Below are 18,323 nucleotides of genomic sequence, written 5' to 3'. Positions count from 1 at the left end.
AGCGCCGGTTAATCTTGATCGGCGTTTGGCTTGGCTTCCGGCGAGGCAGGCCACTCAATCGTCATCGGATATCCCATCTGCGCTACGACCTTACTGAGATCAACTCGGTATTTCTTCCAGAGCTTCAGACTAGCCAAGACTTCTGCATTAGCCTCATCAATATCGACAGCATCCTGCAAAGGCTTGATGTTGTAATCTGCGATTGCACGCAGCCGCGAAATTTCAAGCGAAGCCTCAATAAGTTTCTGAGCTTTCAACTCGTCCTCGCTGAACCTTGGGTCCGGTGCATTACCTGCAGCCAGCCATAGCTGATAGGCCTGCCATTCCGTGTTTTCCGGGTCCGCTGGAATCCAGAACCCGGTGTCAGTGGTGACACTTTCGCCTTCTGATTGCTTGTAATTCATAGCTCGGCAGACGCCTCCCAGTGGCAAAGAAATGTTTCACCAGCATTACGAGCACAGTGCGCCCAGATGTACGCCGTGCTTGCCTGAACAGTGCGAAATGTATCTCCCGTGAATCCATTGGTCTGAACTCCGCCATCGGAATTACCCACCGTAAAGGCATTTACGATCCCCTGCTGGTCCCAATATCGCAGCGTTGGGGTGGATCTCTTCTCAACCGAGAACTTGGTCCGCCCCATTGCCCGAGTCCCTGATCCTGAGCAAGAAAGGGTCATACCGTTTGAAATGTTTGGGGGTGCAAATCCTGAAATTGTTCCGGGCTTGATGTCCGTCGGATAGGACTTCTCGTAGTAGCGCTGGCAGAGAATCAGCTCTTCCCCATAACTCCGGTCCTCGTACCCCGTTGGCAGACTGCCCAGCTCAAGCTTCGGATAGAACAGCGTTCCGCCGATGAACCTGATCGTGCTGTTTGATCCGGCGGTCAGCGTTACCTGAGCGCCGTTCGCGACCGCTACGGTATTGACTGTTGCTGTAGCAGTGCCTTCCCAGGACAAGGTGTAAATCCCCCCACCAATGAAGCTCCCTTCTATCACCTGTTCAAGCCCGCCAGAGGGCGGATTCACAGTTCGACCATTCTTGTTGACCTGGGAGGAAAGGCTCTGTCCAGAGGTGACAATTCGCCACCGGTCGAACGTGTATTGACCGGCGGCCGTGGTCGCCTCCGCGCCGTAAAGCCGTTGATTGACGTTAAAGAGCGGATTCATGATTAGGTTGCGGCGCGGCCCAACTTGAAGCTTGGCCCTGGCGCCGGCGACGGTATTCGACTCAGTACCGCCTTTGCTGATGGGCTGCACGTCATCAATCTGAAGCGCCTCGCGCGCGCTTGCAAGATCAGTAGCCCCGGTACCGCCCTTGGTCAGCGGAAGGATTTCGTAATTGCCGGTAGTCCCGAGTGCTGCCAGTTTATCGCCGTAGTCATTGAGGATTGCGCGGACCTGATCGGAAAGATCCTTCTGGTATCCCTGCACCGGCATGATGGCGTAGAAGCCGCCAGCCACTGTCGGGCCTTCGTAGTTCGGCGAGATCGACAGCGCGGTATTGCTGGCGATGTTGGTCACCTCGTACCAACGACCGTCCGGGCCGCGAAAACCATCACCGACCCGACTGTTGGCAATAAAAGCCGTACCCGTGCCGATCACCGCGTTGGAATTTTGGGTGACAGAGACCGTTCCCGTCTTGTACCAGGGCATTGTGTATCTCCAGAAATGAAAGATTCAGGCCAGCAATTTGGCGCAGAGAAACGGGCGGTGGCCCTGATTGGTCCACGCAGTGAAAGCGAGGCTGTACATCATGATTCGGCCGTTGGCGTAATCGACGCCGATCGCACAACTACCGCCGGTACCTTCATTATGACAGGCCATAGTGAAAGGGTTTATTGATACGTACTCCCCAGCTCCAAGCGCTTTGTTGATGCCCCAGATATATCGGCGACTAACACTCAGTTGCTCAGTGCCTATATACGTCCAGTCTCCCGCCGCGAATGTCACGATGACCGCTGGCGCACCGCTGTCATAGCAAAGCGCACCGTTCTGATCCCATAAGCGAAGACCATAGGAGGCGCTGCCCATCGACGCCCATGCCGCAACGAAATACTGACCGCTCAACGACTCATTGACCTTTGAGGCGTTCATTGAAAACCCCGTCCAGTTGCCAGGGCCTCCGGTGAACCAGACCGAGTACGGAACCTGAATTACCCCCGTTTGATCAGGACGAATGAAAACAAGCGGCGGATCTTGGCTCGTTACTGCGCGAGGAAATGTTGCCGTGGCATTGGCCGTCCCTGAATACGATCCCCGCGTCAACATACAAAGCCGTGGAGCCTCCGAGTCGATTTGCACGAAAGCGTTGTCATTGATGCTCTGAAAACCGTAACTCATGTCCCATACCTAATCGCGTAAGCCTTGGCCACTACCGTTGACCCAATTGTGGAAGCGCTCGCTGATGGGTTTTTCCTGAGCACAACAACCTGGCCTACCGCGGTAGTGACGAATGGATAGGATTTTTGGTTAGCGCTGCCGTCCGTCTCTGATGGCTGCACGTCCTGCAGCCTCGTCGGGATGATCATGAACACGCAGTTGGCGGGGTTGAATCCGGGGATAGCGATTGTGTAACTGGGCACGGCACCGCTGAAATCGATGACGCCCTGCCAGATCACTTGGTAGGTGAAGCTGTTGGTGTCCATAGCGAGCTGCCCGCTCTCGTTAAAGACACGCAGTCCAAATAGCGCCATTGATTACCCCAGATAGCCGAGACGAACACGCAAGACGTTATTGGCGTCGTAGACCGAGACGTTCAGTGAGTTGATCACCAGACGCCCCTGCCCCGGAACGATGCCGTTTATTTCGAGTGTGCCGTCTTTGTTCAGGATCCAGCCTTGCTGGCCGGCGATGTAGTTGGTCGAGCTGATATAGCTACCGATCTTCGCGTTGGTGATCGTTCCGTCCTGGATGAACGCCGAGTTCATGAACACCTGCCCGCCTTGTACGGCGAACGGAACCGCGATGGCACCGCCGGCAATGGTGTTGACGATGGCGAAACGGTCGGCACTCACCAGGAACTGGCTCTGCAATCCTGCTGGCCCGTTTTCAATACCAAGCCCGATACCGGCAGCGATGTACTGGCCCGTGCCGGAGTTGTATTGCATCTTCACCGACCAACTGGCCGATATCTTCCCGTTCACGTCGTTGACGATCGATGTATTTTGCTCGATTGCTGTTTGCTGACTGCCGACGGTTGTGCTCAGCTGAGTGATCTGCTGCACAGAGGCCTGCTGGTTGGTGACCACCACCTCTTCAAGCTCGGTGATGTTCGCCGCGTTCTCTCCGATCTTCGCGTCGAAGGTCGTCACACGCCTTGCCATTGCCTCGTTCTCGGAGGCGCGAACCTTCGACTCGGAAGCGATTGCGGCGGTGCTGGTGTGGCTTTTGATCGCGTCCGCGAGATCGCCAGCACCGTCATCGTCTCGATAAGAGGCGCGAAGGGCTTCGAAGGCAGTGGCTTGAGCAGTAACGACGCCGTCGATCTCAATGATCTCGGCGGTGTTTGTCGCCACCTGCTGAGCAAGGCCATTGGCCGTTTCCACCGTCTGACCAACGTCGAGCCAGTAGAGCGGGTTTGGCGGTGGCGTATCGACTGGTACCGGACCGGTAGCCTGATAGATCCGCTTGCCCTGCACTACGAGGTCGTACTCTTCGTAGGTGGCTTCGGGGTCGTACCCCTTCAATCCGTCAAGCGCATCGATCTGCGCCTGCAAGCCTGGGATCTTGTCGATCTCGTCTCGCAGATCCTGGCCAAGCTCTGTTTCTGTAATTTGGCCGGCGATCATTTCAAGAATGGCGGCCGCGTCCGAACTGGACTGGCCCTGCACGCCAAGCCCGATCGGATGCCACGGCCCGATGTTGCCGATCTTGTCGACGATGCGGCCCCAGAAGTAAAAGGTCACGCCGGCGCGTAGGCCGAGCATGGAGAAATCACTTTGCGGGTAGGCCAGGTCTGTCAGCTTGGTCGCGGCATCCAGCTCAGTCGTCGGCCCGTACCAGATCTCCGTGCGCTGGCTGTCCTCGGCGCCAGCAGGGAAGCCCCACTTGAGATAGATGCCGAACAGCAACGGTGTTGCGGTCAGGAAAGCCAGTGCCGGCGGCAGCCCTTGCTTACCGCTGAGGTTGGTCAGGATCGAGTTGCGCCACGGCGACGTGATGTCAAACGCGCTCACCGCGCGAACCCTAGCCACATAAGCGCCGGCGTAGATGCCGACCACGTCCACGTTGGTCATGCCGGTGCGCTGCAGCTTGATCCAGTTGCCGCTGTCCTTGCGCCATTCAACGTCATAGCCGACCGCGCCATCCACGGCCGGCCAAGTGATCGTCATGGTGGCCACGGCCAGACCCTGAACAACCGATGAAGTCGACGACAGCGTAACGCTCGTCGGCGCCGGAACAACGGTGATCGGGATCACGCTGATCGGGCGTTCTTCCAGGCGTGCGCCGGTGTCGATGAAAGCGAACTTACTCGGCTCGAACTGCAGCGCGCTGATTTCGTAGTCGCCTTCGGTGGTGCGCTTGGTGCGCAGCACGCGATACAGCGGGATCGCCAGATCATCAGCGTCGAGCGCCCATTGCAACTGCACCACCGGCGGTTCGCTGTAGGCGACCGTGACAGTCACGGCGCGGCCGTTGACGCTCTGCACGGTGCGGCCTTCAGCGCGGCCGCCCGGCAGGTTGATGATCAGTCGATCGCCTGCCTTGGCCTGGGTGTCGCGATCGAGCGTAACCACCCGCCCCGCCACCGCCGAGATCCGGCCGCCGACTTCACGGCCCGCCAGCAACGAGTCAGCTACAGGGATGATGTGACCCGGCAGCGGAATCACGCCCTCCATGCCGGTCTTGAACGACACGGTGCGGTCTTGGTTGTTGCTGAGGATCGCCCACTTGCCGCGGCGCTGAGCCTCGGACGCGCGGGTGCAGCCAATGGCGCTCAGCTCGGTCGGCCGGTCGCCGTAGCGGCGTTGCAGATCCAGGTCAGCGAACGGAATGACGTCGGTGTCGTAGTTGTTCGCCGGGTTGTCGTAGCTCACCAGCGCCCGCGTGTAACGGGTCTTCGCCGAGGCGCTGCCGTACGAGAATTTTCCATCGATGACGTTTGCCCGGGTGAAGACGTAGTCGAAGTCCTGCGCGCGCGGCATGTCCGCCTGCATCACCAGTTGGCCCTGCGCCCAGTACGTCATGCCTCGGTAAATCGCCGAGATGTCGCGCAGTAGCGACCACGCATCAGCCTTGCCCTGCAGGTTCATGTCACAGAGGAAGCGCGGCTCCTGCCCGCCCAGTCCGTTCGGCACCAGCTGGTCGCAATACTGAGCGATGCGGTACAGCTCCCATTTGTCGACCATGAACGGCTTGATGCGCTTGCCCAGGCCGAACCGGTCTTCGGTACAGATGCCGTAGGTGATCCACGCCGGATTATTGGTCCAGGCCGATTTCATCGAACCGTCCCACGTCCCGGTGTAGGTGCGCAGGATTGGGTCGTAGTTGCTCGGCACCATCCAGCGACGGGCCTTGCACTTCACGGTGACCGCCGGGATGTTGGTGAACTGCTCGGCGTCGAACTCGATGTAAAGCAACGCAGTGTTCGGGTAACGCAGCTTGGCGTCGATGACTTCGGTGTAGCCGGCCACCAGCATGGTGTCGGCGATCTTGTTGGTGTTCTGGTTCGGCGTCAGGCGGCGCACGCGGATCTGCCAGCCAGTTGTAGCGTCCGGCAAATCGATGCGGCGCGAGCGCTCGTAGCGCGTAGTGGTCTTGCCGTCGACCGCATCCACCAGCACCTGCTGATAGGAGCCGCCGTCGGTGGCCACGTCGATCGCGTATTCGATGCGATAGCCGCCGACATTACCCTGGTCATCAGACCGTTGCAGCGCTGGCCAAGCCAACCGCATGCGCACGGCGGATAGCTGAGTGTTGGTGATCGAGCGCACCCATGGCGAATCGCTGCGCAGCTCAATGTTCAGCGACGTCTCGTTCTCCACGGATGGAATGCCCGGGATGTAAGTCTGATCCACCGATCCCGGGCGCCAGTCCCACTTCACGTTCGGGAAGTTGTAGTTGCCGCTGGCATCTCGGATCGGTGTGTTGTCCAGGTAGATGTCGTAATCAGTCGGGACGCTGTCGAACTCACCCTCACCCACGGCGATCAGCAGCTTAGCCAAGTTGGTCGAGCGCAGGCTGTCGCTAGCTTCGGTCGGCGACTTTGGCTTGCTGTTGCCGCCCTTCTCGCCACGGATATCGATCTGTGCTGCTGCGCCCATGCTTTCCTCCAGGCATTAAAAAACCGCCTCTTGGGCGGCCTAATGGCATTTCTATAAAAGTCGTGATGATAGAATTCGCATGCTGAGCCCTCCTACGATGAGGCGCTCGACTCAGTCATCAAGGAAATAAGTGCTGATGAAAAAAGCTCCAACTTGGCTACGAACAATCCTTTCGCTTCCGGTGTACGCAATTTCAGCCGTGTTGTGGATTTTCACTGCATACACAATCATCACCTCTTCGGTAAAAATGCTCTCCAGATATGTAACGCCCCAACAGATTGGTCAGGGATTGGCCGAATTGATTTTCGCTCTAGTGTTTGCCGCAGTTGGTAGCGGATTATGGATGCTTGCCAGGTACATTCGGACCTCAAACTTTAAGAAGCAACCGCGCCCTTCCGCCTCCCCTCAGTCATAAACTTTTTACACTTTGTCCTCAGCCAGGATGGAGGCTGAGATGATCATGCCACCCCAGCGGCGCTCGCCGATGCAGATCGGTACCGGGTTGCCGCTGGCCGTGGTGTTCTTGGCGCTGCCGAAGGCGTAGGACGGTGAGTTTTCAGGGGATGCACTTTGCTTCAGGCCTGAGGCTTGGGGGCTGAGCATTTGGATCACGCCGCCGGCAGTCATTGCCAGACCAGCCGAGAACAGAGATGGACCAGCACCACCGGCAAAAAATGATGCGGCAATCAGCACGACGCCGATGATTGTTTGAAGTACGCCTGCGCGCTTGCTTCCTGAAATCACTGGAACAATTCGAATTTCCTGAGCGCCCCCGAGTGCAAAATCTTTTTCGCCCACATTTTTCCGATTTCGGAAAATCGCGAATCGCATACCGCGCCGGTCCAGATCCTTGATCGCTCCTTCAAACCCGTCGATTGTGCATTTCAATGCCTGGAACGCTTCGCCAACGGATTTACTGCCAAGCTCTCGATAATGCACGCGTCCGAATAGCCTTGCCAGCGGGCCAGATAGGAGGATGGTGGTCATCGATGGTTTAGAAATTGCTGCGGCTGCCATGGGTTATCTCCTGACGAAAAAAAACCGCCAATTGGCGGTTTTGATAAATTGTTCGGTTTACAGGCACTCGCGAACTGCTGCCTCAAGTGCCGAGCGGCCCCACATTTTTGACCACGGCAACCGCTGGTACAGTGCGACTTTGCTGCCTGCTCCAGCGCTGATAACTTCAAGCACCTCATCGGTCATCATGTCAGTAGCAACGACCAGCCGATAGCCGTTCTCTGTCTCAGACATGGTCGAAGTCGAGCGCTGCTCCTGCCACTTCGGGAATACGCACAGAGCGTACTTCTTGGCTGATTTATTGGTGGATGCGCTGATGGTCGGATCGTTCTTCTTCACATCTCCGGGCGACGAGCACCCCGCCAACAGCGCTACCGCTAACGCCCCTATCACAATCCGCATATTTACTCCTCATGGTCTCGCACGCTGAAGGTGAAGAAATAGAACGAAATTTTTTCGTCCTCGATATCCCTTAACTCGTAACGGATTCTATCCAGACCGCGGTCGATGCGAGTTACGACGAGGTCCATGAATTGGGTTAGTCCGCCCCCGAAGCCGCTTAGGTTCACTGAGCTGACATCATGAAAAATAGCCGTCACACCCTCGATTTCTGGATCTTCCGAGGAAGACATAGTCAGGCTGAGGCTGTACTTGAAATCCACCATTTCGAGCTTGATCGCAGCTACGCAATTGTGCTCGAAAAGGAGTTCGTTTAAGCGAGGCAGCTCCATTTATGACTCCGATTGCAGATCGGCTGAAGCACGCAGCGCTACTGCTCCAATACCAGTTCCAGTTGCGCTCGTGATTTCGAGTCAGGGATCGACCTTCTCATCGAAAACTATTTGATACTGTTTTCTACCAGTACCCTCAAGAAGGTCCTTCAGAGCTTGGGCTCGACGATCTAAGCAGGCTTTAAAACCTGAGCTTTCAGGGGGGCCGAAATCTAAGCAAGGGTCACGATTATCAAGTGGTTGCCTCTTGTGGGAGCACCCCAACAGAAGCGCTACCGCCAGCGCTCCTACGATCAATTTCATGCAGGTCACTCCTGTGGAACTACAACTAGTTCGCCCGTTTTTTAAATTTGAAACCAAAAGGCTTACGGTTTTCCTTAGAAGTTACACATTTTCGGGCATGGCTCGGAGGACGTGACCTAGATCATGATCACCGTAGTTAACAACCCAGCTGTTATCGTCCAGGCGTGCCAAATGACCTAGGCGCTTGCCATTGGGGCAGAACAGTACCCCTTCCACCACCTCATACGTGCGCTCACCTAAGCGGATCGATCTACCTTTCCCGTCGACCAAAAGGCCGATCAAGGCAGTAGATGCACGGTCCTTGTAGACGCCCCATTGACCTTTCTCGTACGACCTCGGCATGACAGCTCCTTTATCAACCTGCAATTCAATGAACGATCATTCCCTAACCAGAGCAATCCATCAAGTGCTTACTGTCCGGACGTCCAGCATGGATAGAATGCCAGTGGCACGGACCTTTATTCGATAGTAGCTTTTGGCCTCCATCGAAATAAGGAACAAAGGAATGGCAACAAAAGCAAGGTTTTTTAAAGTTATTGTTCGCGACGGGAATGGTAGTCACATTTCTTTTGAAGCTGCGCATAGCGAAGCTGATCTTCGAAATAGCATCACCCCCCTGCTCAGCCCATACCAAAATCTAGAGTCAATCCAGCATCTAGGCTTCCGATTGGTAGATACCAATCCGGATGAAGAAAATGACGCCGTCGAGTTCAGTGTTCAGATGAAATCCGGCGGGCGATGGTACTGCCGCAAAGATGACTTTTCTTATCCGCACCTACTGCAACAGTTTGCCAAGAACGTTCAAAACATTAACGATTTCTATGAGGAGCGTGACGCGGAAAGGTATATGGAATAGCAAGGGGAGACACCCAGTCCTTTGCCTGCAAGCCCAAGGACTGGGATTGCGCCAATTTCGGCGCGGATATCGCAAGGAGCATCAAATGAGTGAAAAGAAAGTTCTGAGTTCATTCGAGACGGGAACCCTCGCAGCGATCACCCTAATTGGGACGGCCCTTGCTAGCCTGGATTTGTCGAAGCGCACGAAAATCAGCAATGCGGCGCAGGAACTTATGGAAGCGCTACCTTTTGATCGAGATTACGCTGATGGCTCATCGGGCAATCATTTGGCGCTTCGAGCGCTGATAAAAGGTTTGCACCCAGTTGAGTCACCGAAATCTGACGACTGATCCATTCCAACAACTTCCCTGCGTCAGCGCGACCAGGGAAGTCGCTAACGGGCTTATTTTTCGATTCTATTTCACTCATCAATAGCTCCAGCGGCACCGCCGCGTCATTCGGTTGGTTGTGCATTTTTGTGCCTGAGGATCAGGCGCGTGCGATCCAGCCACGGCCCGCCGAAGACAATGACCTCTGACGGCCTGCCGTACAGGTGGTGCAGCAGGAACGGCCCAGGGCCGAACGTTGCAGCATCCTCACCCGGCAGCGCTGGATCAGAGCCGAGGAATATCCCGGCGTGGTTTGGGTAAACGGTGCGCCCCACCTCCATCACGATCATGTCGCCGCGCTGCGGCTGGTCGACGCGGTAGAAGCCGGCGGCCTCGTAGTTCGCTTCGTACAGGCTGGTGTTGTCCTTGCTCTCCCACCAGCCATCAGCGCGCTTGAAGGCCTCGAACCCCAAGCCCCACTCGCGCCTGTACCAGTCCGCGCAGACCTGCCAGCAGTCCCAGGCGCCGTGCACGAATGGCCGTTTCAGCAGCGGCACATCGCCAGACGGCATGATCGTTCTCAGATCCCCTTCCGGCCAACTGAGTATGTGCCACGGCAGCGCGGTCGCTTCGCACATGGCGAGGTCACGCGGTGAAGGTCTGCTGGTTGCGTCCGGGTGTGAATGAACTACGCCGATCACTTCGCCGACGTCTTCGGCCGCCGCGTATTCCTCCGGGTCGATTCGAAACTCCTCGTTCGGCTCGGTTGAGACATTGATGCAGGGGAAGTACTGCTGCTTGCGAGCCACGGCCAGCAGCAGCCCGCAGCACTCTTTCGGGTACTCGGCGGCCGCGTGCGCCTGGATCGCGTTCAAGATGTGCTTTCGCATGTCAACTCCGTGCGATCAAAGAAACAGCAGGGAAGCCACCGAACGGCAGCGGGTTACCTTCGCCGAAGCGCGGGATGCAGCCCTTACCGAGCGTGGCATCGCATTCGTCCAGTTCGGGGTTGTCGGTGATCACGCCATCCTTCGTGACGTATGGCCCGGTGTACCCGCAGTTCGGCCCGCGATAGCCGCCAGTGAGACACCAGTGGCAAAGGGTTGTGGCCTGCCGGCCGATCGATTCGTTACCTACGTCGCCCGGGCTGGCCAGCTCCCAACTGACACTCTCCCCGTCCTCGTTGGTTTTCTGGTCGATGTACCAGACCTCGATCGTCTCTTGGGTTGGGTCGGCCGTCGGGTTACCGGCGGGGAAGTTCGCCGCGTCGAGGTAGCTTCCGAGCGTGTGCCGCATCGTCAGCTTGAACTCGAGCAAATCCTCGAACGCGAGGCACAGCGCCGTGATCCGCCCATTGACGTTACCGACCGACAAAGTGGGCCGAACCGCGGTGCCGTCGCCGTTTGCTTCAATGCCGTCAACCTGCATCGGCCAGGCGCTGTACTCCTGGCCCTGCCAGTAGATCGGCTTCGCCGGCAGTTGATCTGCATTGTCGACGGCGGCGATCAGCTCGGCTGCTGTGTGCGGTATCGCATGCCCGTGGAAGCGCAGAACGTCTGCACCGTAGTCCGTGCCGTCCAATTCGAAGAGCAGCACCTCGCTGCCAGGTTCAAGCACCTGGATGTCACTGATCAGCGGCATGATTGCCCCTTATGGTTGGAATGCCCGTTCGAACGTGGCAGTGAGTTTGAAGACCCCGCCGCCCATTGGTATGGGAGCGGGATTTTTGCAGGTGAACAGTCCGAGTTCGCCGAGCGGCGTTGTCCAGAGAAACGCCTTCGCCCCGGCGTGCCGGTCGAGGAACGCCATGATCTGCTGCACCTTGGCCTTGTGGCCGACGCAGGTGATCGGATAGGAGTCCTCTTTGTTATTTGGTCCGTCGCCGACGTTCTGCGCGTAGCCGTTGCCGAATTTCGAGGTGCGCACCCGATAATTGATATCGGGTGCTTCCCCACGCTCGGTTGGCCAGGTGAATTTCTCGATGGCCATTAGGCCCTCCCATTTGCGCGTCTGAAGCTGGCACCACCCGGCTGCCAAGAATCGGCCACGGCTCTTTCCGCCACGGCGAGCATTTGTGTTTGGAGATTTTTCGACAGGGCCTGCTGGTCAATCTGCATGCCTTCGGAGCCTCGATCCTGCGTCACCACCGTTACCGGTGCGCTGATGCTGATTGCAGTCCCGGAGCCACCGCCGGCGGCGAGAACACCCAGCTTGCCGCTGGAAGTCCGGGTCAGCGGCATGATCGCCTCCGGCCCCGCCTCCCCCATGACTCCCGCCCTCCCGCCGGACATGCCGAACGCGGTCGGCGCGCTGACGATGCTGTTGGTGAAGGCACCGCCGTTGGCGAACATCTGCACGCCCGACGACCAGGCACCGCCGAGCGCCTGCGGGAAGTACGTGCTGGAGTAACCTGCCGAGGACGCGCCGAGATTCGAAGACGTTGCACCGGCAGATCCAGCCGCGAGCCCGTTACCGCCGCCTCCGCCAGTGAAGTAACTGGTGGCAGCACCGACGAGGCTGCTCAGCAACGCCGAGCTGGCCTGCCGAGTCGCGATCCGCGCCATGTCCGCCAAAATCGATTTGGTGAAGTCAGCAAACGACAGCTTCCCTGTCATGGCGAAGTTGACGACCGCGTCTTCCATCGAGCTGAAAGCGTTGCCGAACAGGGTCTTTGTCTGGCCGGCAATATTGCTCGCCGAGTCCAGGTAATTAGCCCAGGCCGACGTTGCGCCCTTGGTCCAGTCCCCTTGAGCTTTCTCGACATCGGCGTAGTTCTGCTGGATCTGATCGGTGGCAGCTTTGTTCGCATCGGCGAGAGCCTGCGACTTCCGGGCGAACTCCTCCTCCGACATGTTTCGCGACGGATCTGATTTCTGGCTTGCCAGTTCCAGCGACTGCTGAGCGAACCGATCCTGTTGGCTATTCAGCTCATTGTTGAGTGCGTTCTGTCGATCGCCCTGTCCGACGCCGAGAACGGCGCGCTGCCCTGCCAGTTCCAGCGCTCGCTGTTGCTGAGCCAAGGCCTGAACGTAGGTGGTGATTGAACGCTCTTGTCGGGCGAGACGGCCGGTCTCGTTTGTGGCCAAGACATCGAGTTGGCTATCCGCGTCCTTCTGCGCTTTGACCATTCCCGCGCGCGCGTCGGCAATCTTCTGATCGAGCTGGATGCTTTGCGCGGCAGAAGTGGTCTTCTTCGCCTTCGCGGCTTCCAGCGCAGCAATCTCCGCCTCGTAGGCCGCAGTAACCTCGTCGCGCTCGTTGCCGATCAACGCTTCGCGTTTCAGGGCATAGTCGGCTTGAGAAACGAGTCCGGCCTTCTGCGCGGCGTCCAGTTCCTTCTGGGCGTTTTTGTACTCTTCGCTGATGGCTGCCAAGTTGTTCTTGGCGTTATTGAAGCCGGTCAGATCGACCTGTGAACCAGCCGCTTTCGAATCCTTGAACTGGTCATTGATGTTCGCCAGGTTCTTGTCGATTGCGGCCTGATTCAGGCGCGGATCGTTCGGCGCTACCTTGCGGATGTCTTCGAGCTGCCGCTTGTACTCATTGATCGCGTCGGTACGTTTCTGCTCATTCGTCCATGCTGACTTGGTGCGTGCGTCGACCTTCGCCATTGAGGAGACGGCATCGCCCTGAGCTTTCGCCTGCTCGCCCTGCCACTTAGCGATATCGCTTTCTGCTGCTTTCTGATCCTCCAGCATGTTGAGACGATTCTGGTAGAGATCAATCATCTCCTGTTTATTTTGGAACAGGCCGACATTGCCTGCCTGAGCGCTCGCCAAGTCGCGCTGGGCTTGCTCGATATCGGCGCCGATATCACTGCGCCCGATATTCTTCAATCCATCAGCAGCCCGAGCAACGGCGTTGTAGCCCTTCTCCCAGAAACTCAAATTCTCGAGGATTCGCGGTGTGCGCTCGTTGATTGCATCAGCGAACGACTCGGTAGCCAGCTTCACAGCGCCGGCATGGTCGCCCTGCTTCTCAAGAGCAGTGATCTGCGAGTAAACCGAAGCCGTGAGGTAGTGGTACTGCTCATTCAGCGCGGCAGACGCTTTGACCGGGTCGTCGGCGAGCTTGGCGAACTCCGCCACTGTCTCGCTTACGGCCTTGCCGGTTGCTTCCTGCATCGAAACAGCGGCTTGAGTGATTCCGGTGAAGCTCTCGCCGGCGATCTTTCCGTTGTCGGCCAGCAAAGCCAGCACGGCTGCTGCTTGGCCAGTGGTGCCAACGGTTGCGCTGACCTGACGGGCCATGTCGCCCAATTGTCCGGCACTCACACCTGCGTAGTTGCCGGTCAGGATCAGAGATTTGTTGTAGCTGTCCTGCTCCTCACTGCCCTTGTAGAAAGCGTATGCCAGCCCACCCACCGCGGCGGTGGCCAGCGCAAGCGGCGCCAGCATCGCGAGCAGGCCGGCGGCCCCCTCGCCGGCACCGGCGCCCAATTGCGCAACCGCACGCACGCCACTTCCCCAGTCACCAGATGAAAGCGCATTCCCCAGTTGCACGACGTTTTCCTGTGCCTGGCGAGTGCCGAGGCGCAGCTTGTCGAAGCCGGTGGTGGTTCTGTTGAGTTTGTCGTAGTCCTTATCGATCTTGCTCAGGGCGGTGTTGTACTCGTCCTGGCTGATCCGGCCGGCGTCCAGATGCTTGCCCAATTGCTCGACCTGCGTATCCAGCTTCGCCAGCGCGGAGCGGGCGGGATCGATGGCGCCCAGCAGGCTGTTCAGCGCCTTCTGTTCATCCATGGCCGACTTGGCCAGCGCCACCTGTTGCTTGTCGAGCTGCGCAGAGATCTTCGCGGCCTCAGCCTCGCCATAGGCGCCGGTCTTGGTCAGCTTCGCCAATGCATCGCGCTGTTTGGCAAGGTCCTGTGTGGTCTTGGCGTTGGTAGAAAGCGACTTCTCCAGCGCCTGCATTTCGTTCATCAGCGAAACGGCGGACTGCTCGGCCCGGCCGCCGGCCTTCGCCATTTCATCCAGGCTCGTTTTAGCCTCAATTGCATCGGCCGAGTCGATCTTGACGCCGAGTTCTGCAATGTTCATCGACTCACCTTGAATAAGTGCCCGTGACTACGGGCTGTTTTCCCTTTCCTCCGCCATGACGCGCAGGGCTTCGCCTTCCAGCACCTGCAGGTCAGGAAAGATTTCAGCGAGTTTCTTTTTCTTGATTTCGAGGAAGCCGGCGACATCGCGAATGCAGTTGTAATCGAGACCGATCGGGCCACCGGTGCCGACCCGCCACTGTGTGGACATTCGGTTGAACAAGAGAAAGGCCGGCCAGTTGCATGGCCAGACCTCTACATCGTCACCAGACAAATCAGCAGCCGTCAGCCCGAGGATTGCCAACTGCTCAGCAGATGGTCCGCTTTCGTACAACGCCGCGGCGGCCGCCCTCAGTTTCCCAAGCGGGCCTGATTGAATGCGCTCTGATAGGCATTCACTACCGCTTCGGCAGTACCCTGGCATGACTTCACAAGGGCGAGGATGCTCTTGTCGTCGAACTTGTCATCGAAGCCCCAGCCCGCTACCAGATCCTTGATCTGCTGCACCTGATACTCGGTTTCGGCAGCAACGACATCCGATAATGTAGTGCCCTCCCCGAATCCCTCGCGCATTTCCTTCGCCTTCAGGTTCCATTCGTCGAACAGCGCGGCGAGTGCCGGGCGATCGCGATACTTGAAGGTGAACTCGATTGCCTCGGGCTCACACCCAACGACAGGGATGTGTACAAGTGCCCTGAACGTAGGGTTCTGGGCGATCCTGATCTTTGCCATGGGGAGTCCTTATGCGCCGGCCAAGTAACGAAGCGAACGAGCCGAAAGCCCGATGCTGATGGTCCGCGTCATCACGTTGTTACGCTCCATCGTTGGATCAGGAGTGATGCTCACATAACCCGGGTAGAGGATCTGATCGCCGTTACGCAACTTCATGCGTACAACGGCCAGCTCTTTGGTGTCGTCGAAGCCTTCGACAGTCTCGATGTATTGAGCGGTCGGCTGATCCTCCACCACGATGGTGATCGTGGTCGGGTTGCGGTTGGTTGGAAATTGCTTGTCATCGTCATCTTCCAGATACCCGACAGTTTGGTATTGCTGCTCACCGCCGGAGGATGTGAAGGACGTAACTTTCGAGATTTGCGTCCATCCGGACACCGGGATCACTGAACCAGAACCTGCACCGACAGTGAATTTGTCGGTGTTGGTGGTGTTGAGGCCGGCCAGCGCAAACGCATCGGCGGTAATCCCGGACGCCTTTACTGCGCGATCATTTATCAGCGCCCAACCGGAGTTGATCAGCAAAACGTCGCCGTTTTCAATGTCGTGCCCTACAGAGGCGGCGACCGGCGGTTTCGCATTGGTCAAAGTAGTAAAAGCGACGGCGGATCCCATAACGCTGGCGATCTCCAGCACAGCGCCGTTCGGCAGCGGGAAGCGTGCGGCCATGGTGTGTTTCCTCTTGAGTGCCCGCCTGACGGCGGTAGGTTATGCCCCGGCGGGCGGTTGGTCTGCGACACCTGCGTAGGTGAAGCTGGCCGGGACCGTGTAGGTCGCCGACTCTGTGATTGTTGGTCCTTGATCTACTGGTTCCGTGATGAGGCCATCGAACCCGTTGCGGGCCAGTGGCGTGTCTACGCGAAAGAGTTGGGTCAGCTCCTCAACAAGCGTCTCTGCGGTGGCCATGGCCTGGGCAGATGGACAGACGATGCTAATCTGATATACGCCGGCGTATTCGTAGGCGTCCCCGCCGAGATAACGGCAAGTGGTGCTGGCTGGAAGCTGAAAGGCCCGGAGATAGGTTTCAGATGGATTTGGCGTGAATGGCTGATTCGAGTAGGCCACTCGTATTGGACGCGCAGCCGACCATGCGGCCAGCTTCGTTTCGATGGCCTGACGGGCGCGTGCGTGACTCATACCTGATTGTTCCTGATGGCCTCCTGCACGATCTGCTGAAAGCGAGCCACGGTTACCCGGACCATGCCGCCGGGGGCCTGAGTGGAATGGCCGAACTCCAGAGGAATCGCATAGGGCAAGTTGTTGATGATGTAAGCCATCTGGCCGGCAGTGAAATCGCTCATCGCGGCGACCAGCGCGGCGGTAGTTTCGGCGCCGCTCGGGTCAACCTCGTCGAAGGTGACGCTTTCGACCACACCGAGGGAGATGTGCCAGTTCGCGCGGAACCGGCCGCCGACGTAGCCTTCAAGCGCCTTGATGTCCATGCCGTCGTTGAGCTTGCGGCCCTTCTTCAGTCTGCCGCCCTTCGTGAGGTTGGCCGGGTCACTGCGCAAAGCGCTGTTGTGGTCGTCGACGGCCTTGTTGTACTCGGTCGCGACAGCGTTCTGCGCCCAGATCTCCGGGTTACCCACTGGAGACATTCGGATCAGGCTGCTGCCGACCTCGATGATGATCTCGCGCACACTCGCGTCGATGGCTTCGCTTGTCTGCGCGGCAAACTCGACAAGGCTCAGAGCGAAGCTGCCGGATTGACCGGCGCCCGCCCTGCTCACGACCGCACCTGCAACTCGTAGAGGATCGGCGTCCCGGCGGGATTCACCTCTTTCAGCGGCGGCACAATTGACCAGGTGCGTCCTTGGATGATCACTTTGTTCAGCAGATCCGGAACCCATTCCAGCCCCTGCGCAGCGATCTTCAGTTTTTTGTCGCCCTGCTTGATGAGGCTGTTGTTCTGGAATTCTTGGCCGGTGAAGTCGAGCAAGATGCCTTGGGCGGCCTGCTCGATGGTAACGCCCGGTGACTCGCCACCGGTCTCAGGGTCGTACTCGCCAGGCTCCTTCTTGCTGATGGTCACGGGCTGGCCGAACTCTGTGATCATCTCCAGAGCCATCACGGCCATTTCGTCGTAGAAGGCCATGAGGGCTCCGTATGCATAGGTCAAGCGGGACGGTTAGTATCGTCCCTCCAAGAGCATGGTTGATGGAACAGGAAGCCACGATGACGAAAGAAGAGCAGCATGCCCGCGAAGTGATATGCAAGATGCGCAGTTTCTGCAGCCAGGCCAACGAGTTAATGGCACTGCACAAGCCCAGACTCAATCGCCTAGAGAAGGACGAATTGCAGCAGCGTTTCAGATTGCTCAAGGAAGAAATCAAGCGATACGCCAAAACCGGCACTGTAGATGGCGAAAGACGTGCCCGCAGCGAATGCGAGGAGTTTTACTTCGAGCCAGCTGTCAGCACAGCGGCAGCCAACATTCTTGTGAGCGTAAACGCCGACCCAGCAACGCAACAATGGTTCTCCTGCGTCTACGGCATCAATACAGATATTGGACATCTGCTTTCCCAACTGGAAGAGCAGTATCCTGACTAAGCCCTTACAGCGAACAACCCTCTTCGCTGAAGGTAATCAGCAAACTGCGTGGCGCTCGGCCGGTCCGGCGCCGCCGGCAACAGTCGGCCGCTGGTGTTGGAGATCGTCGCGTACTCGCGAGTCACTGCCCCTTCGACACGCTCCAGCGTCACCGCGCCTTTGCGCTTCTCGATCGGGTCGACGTCGTCGGTGTGGATCTCGGCGGCCAGCGCCATTTGGCCGTACTGGATTCGCGCCGGCAGGTAGTTGTCGGGCTTGATCTCGTAATCCAGCTCGACGCCTCGGCGCGGCCAGGACAGTGCTTGTTCACTGTTGGACTTTCGCCCCTTCCACGTCATGCCGTCCATTGCCAGCGCGGCCCGGCGCAGCAGCGCTTCCTGCGCTGGCACATCTGCCGGGATGGTCACGCCGAACTTCACGGCGTACATAGCCAAGTCCTCGGCGGATGCGTAGCTTTCGGCGTCTAGCTTGCCGGTACCGTCCTCAATGATAAGAGTCATGAATCAGCTCGCTGTGGTGTTCTGG

23 protein-coding genes are annotated in these 18,323 nt (G+C 58.1%); 3 read left to right on the top strand and 20 right to left on the bottom strand.

Annotation, left to right across the window (positions count from 1 at the left end; genetic code table 11):
* Nucleotides 1-8: 8 nt before the first annotated feature.
* The 9 genes from J0G10_RS11570 to J0G10_RS11530 all read right to left on the bottom strand — a co-directional run bounded on the left by J0G10_RS11570 (nucleotide 9) and on the right by J0G10_RS11530 (nucleotide 8,312).
* The gene (locus tag J0G10_RS11570) at nucleotides 9-404 is read right to left on the bottom strand and encodes a tail fiber assembly protein (protein WP_220558487.1); all 396 of its coding nucleotides are present in this window, start codon (nucleotides 402-404) and stop codon (nucleotides 9-11) included.
* Nucleotides 401-1,651: a hypothetical protein gene (locus J0G10_RS29965; RefSeq protein ID WP_245398039.1), complete on the bottom strand. Its 1,251-nt coding sequence runs from the start codon at nucleotides 1,649-1,651 to the stop codon at nucleotides 401-403. The genes J0G10_RS11570 and J0G10_RS29965 overlap by 4 nt, the downstream gene beginning before the upstream one ends.
* Before the next feature lie 24 nt (nucleotides 1,652-1,675).
* Nucleotides 1,676-2,338 carry a hypothetical protein gene (locus tag J0G10_RS11560; RefSeq protein ID WP_220558486.1) on the bottom strand — a complete coding sequence of 221 codons (663 nt, stop codon included), beginning with the start codon at nucleotides 2,336-2,338 and terminating at the stop codon, nucleotides 1,676-1,678.
* Nucleotides 2,335-2,643 (bottom strand): hypothetical protein, encoded by a 309-nt coding sequence (locus tag J0G10_RS11555; RefSeq protein WP_245398038.1) that lies wholly within the window; start codon nucleotides 2,641-2,643, stop codon nucleotides 2,335-2,337. The genes J0G10_RS11560 and J0G10_RS11555 overlap by 4 nt, the downstream gene beginning before the upstream one ends.
* Before the next feature lie 51 nt (nucleotides 2,644-2,694).
* Nucleotides 2,695-6,261 (bottom strand): TipJ family phage tail tip protein, encoded by a 3,567-nt coding sequence (locus J0G10_RS11550; RefSeq protein WP_220558484.1) that lies wholly within the window; start codon nucleotides 6,259-6,261, stop codon nucleotides 2,695-2,697.
* Between the two features lie 420 nt (nucleotides 6,262-6,681).
* Entirely contained in the window at nucleotides 6,682-7,278 is a 597-nt protein-coding gene (locus J0G10_RS11545; protein ID WP_220558483.1) for a tail assembly protein, read from the bottom strand.
* A gap of 57 nt (nucleotides 7,279-7,335) precedes the next feature.
* On the bottom strand, nucleotides 7,336-7,680 hold the full coding sequence (locus J0G10_RS11540; protein WP_220558482.1) for a hypothetical protein: 345 nt from the start codon (nucleotides 7,678-7,680) through the stop codon (nucleotides 7,336-7,338).
* 2 nt (nucleotides 7,681-7,682) lie between these two features.
* Nucleotides 7,683-8,009, bottom strand: coding sequence for a hypothetical protein (locus tag J0G10_RS11535; protein WP_220558481.1), 327 nt, complete (start codon nucleotides 8,007-8,009; stop codon nucleotides 7,683-7,685).
* A gap of 81 nt (nucleotides 8,010-8,090) precedes the next feature.
* Nucleotides 8,091-8,312: a hypothetical protein gene (locus J0G10_RS11530; protein WP_099759305.1), complete on the bottom strand. Its 222-nt coding sequence runs from the start codon at nucleotides 8,310-8,312 to the stop codon at nucleotides 8,091-8,093.
* A gap of 505 nt (nucleotides 8,313-8,817) precedes the next feature.
* Between J0G10_RS11530 and J0G10_RS11525 the strand changes: the two genes are divergently transcribed.
* Together J0G10_RS11525 and J0G10_RS11520 are read left to right on the top strand one after the other, a co-directional pair.
* A complete protein-coding gene (locus tag J0G10_RS11525; protein WP_220558480.1) occupies nucleotides 8,818-9,168 on the top strand; it encodes a hypothetical protein in 351 nt (116 codons plus the stop codon).
* Nucleotides 9,169-9,253: 85 nt separating this feature from the next.
* Nucleotides 9,254-9,499 carry a hypothetical protein gene (locus tag J0G10_RS11520; RefSeq protein ID WP_220558479.1) on the top strand — a complete coding sequence of 82 codons (246 nt, stop codon included), beginning with the start codon at nucleotides 9,254-9,256 and terminating at the stop codon, nucleotides 9,497-9,499.
* 104 nt (nucleotides 9,500-9,603) lie between these two features.
* On the opposite strand, the gene J0G10_RS11515 is transcribed toward J0G10_RS11520, so the two are convergent.
* From J0G10_RS11515 to J0G10_RS11470, 10 genes are read right to left on the bottom strand one after another with little or no spacing between them, the layout of a single operon-like run.
* Nucleotides 9,604-10,368 (bottom strand): C40 family peptidase, encoded by a 765-nt coding sequence (locus J0G10_RS11515; protein WP_220558478.1) that lies wholly within the window; start codon nucleotides 10,366-10,368, stop codon nucleotides 9,604-9,606.
* A 1-nt stretch (nucleotide 10,369) separates the two neighbouring features.
* Nucleotides 10,370-11,119, bottom strand: a complete 750-nt coding sequence (locus tag J0G10_RS11510; protein WP_220558477.1) for a phage minor tail protein L — start codon at nucleotides 11,117-11,119, stop codon at nucleotides 10,370-10,372.
* A gap of 9 nt (nucleotides 11,120-11,128) precedes the next feature.
* Nucleotides 11,129-11,467 (bottom strand): phage tail protein, encoded by a 339-nt coding sequence (locus J0G10_RS11505; protein ID WP_220558476.1) that lies wholly within the window; start codon nucleotides 11,465-11,467, stop codon nucleotides 11,129-11,131.
* On the bottom strand, nucleotides 11,467-14,517 hold the full coding sequence (locus tag J0G10_RS11500) for a phage tail tape measure protein (RefSeq protein ID WP_220558475.1): 3,051 nt from the start codon (nucleotides 14,515-14,517) through the stop codon (nucleotides 11,467-11,469). Before J0G10_RS11500 ends, J0G10_RS11505 begins: the two co-directional genes overlap by 1 nt.
* A gap of 27 nt (nucleotides 14,518-14,544) precedes the next feature.
* Nucleotides 14,545-14,814 (bottom strand): DUF1799 domain-containing protein, encoded by a 270-nt coding sequence (locus J0G10_RS11495; RefSeq protein WP_180699024.1) that lies wholly within the window; start codon nucleotides 14,812-14,814, stop codon nucleotides 14,545-14,547.
* Nucleotides 14,815-14,867: 53 nt separating this feature from the next.
* Nucleotides 14,868-15,248 carry a phage tail assembly chaperone gene (locus J0G10_RS11490; protein WP_064116694.1) on the bottom strand — a complete coding sequence of 127 codons (381 nt, stop codon included), beginning with the start codon at nucleotides 15,246-15,248 and terminating at the stop codon, nucleotides 14,868-14,870.
* A gap of 9 nt (nucleotides 15,249-15,257) precedes the next feature.
* Nucleotides 15,258-15,917, bottom strand: a complete 660-nt coding sequence (locus J0G10_RS11485) for a phage tail protein (protein WP_220558474.1) — start codon at nucleotides 15,915-15,917, stop codon at nucleotides 15,258-15,260.
* A gap of 39 nt (nucleotides 15,918-15,956) precedes the next feature.
* Entirely contained in the window at nucleotides 15,957-16,385 is a 429-nt protein-coding gene (locus J0G10_RS11480; RefSeq protein WP_064116696.1) for a phage tail terminator-like protein, read from the bottom strand.
* A complete protein-coding gene (locus tag J0G10_RS11475) occupies nucleotides 16,382-16,978 on the bottom strand; it encodes a hypothetical protein (RefSeq protein WP_220558473.1) in 597 nt (198 codons plus the stop codon). The genes J0G10_RS11480 and J0G10_RS11475 overlap by 4 nt, the downstream gene beginning before the upstream one ends.
* Nucleotides 16,975-17,343, bottom strand: a complete 369-nt coding sequence (locus J0G10_RS11470; RefSeq protein WP_220558472.1) for a hypothetical protein — start codon at nucleotides 17,341-17,343, stop codon at nucleotides 16,975-16,977. The genes J0G10_RS11475 and J0G10_RS11470 overlap by 4 nt, the downstream gene beginning before the upstream one ends.
* Nucleotides 17,344-17,405: 62 nt before the next feature.
* Between J0G10_RS11470 and J0G10_RS11465 the strand changes: the two genes are divergently transcribed.
* A complete protein-coding gene (locus J0G10_RS11465; protein ID WP_220558471.1) occupies nucleotides 17,406-17,798 on the top strand; it encodes a hypothetical protein in 393 nt (130 codons plus the stop codon).
* Here the strand turns inward: J0G10_RS11465 and J0G10_RS11460 are convergent.
* A complete protein-coding gene (locus J0G10_RS11460; RefSeq protein WP_220558470.1) occupies nucleotides 17,795-18,298 on the bottom strand; it encodes a DnaT-like ssDNA-binding protein in 504 nt (167 codons plus the stop codon). The genes J0G10_RS11465 and J0G10_RS11460 overlap by 4 nt on opposite strands.
* Nucleotides 18,299-18,323 lie beyond the last annotated feature (25 nt).

This window comes from Pseudomonas germanica (assembly GCF_019614655.1).
Taxonomy (GTDB): domain Bacteria; phylum Pseudomonadota; class Gammaproteobacteria; order Pseudomonadales; family Pseudomonadaceae; genus Aquipseudomonas; species Aquipseudomonas neuropathica.
This window is presented reverse-complemented; position numbering and strand designations above follow the sequence as displayed.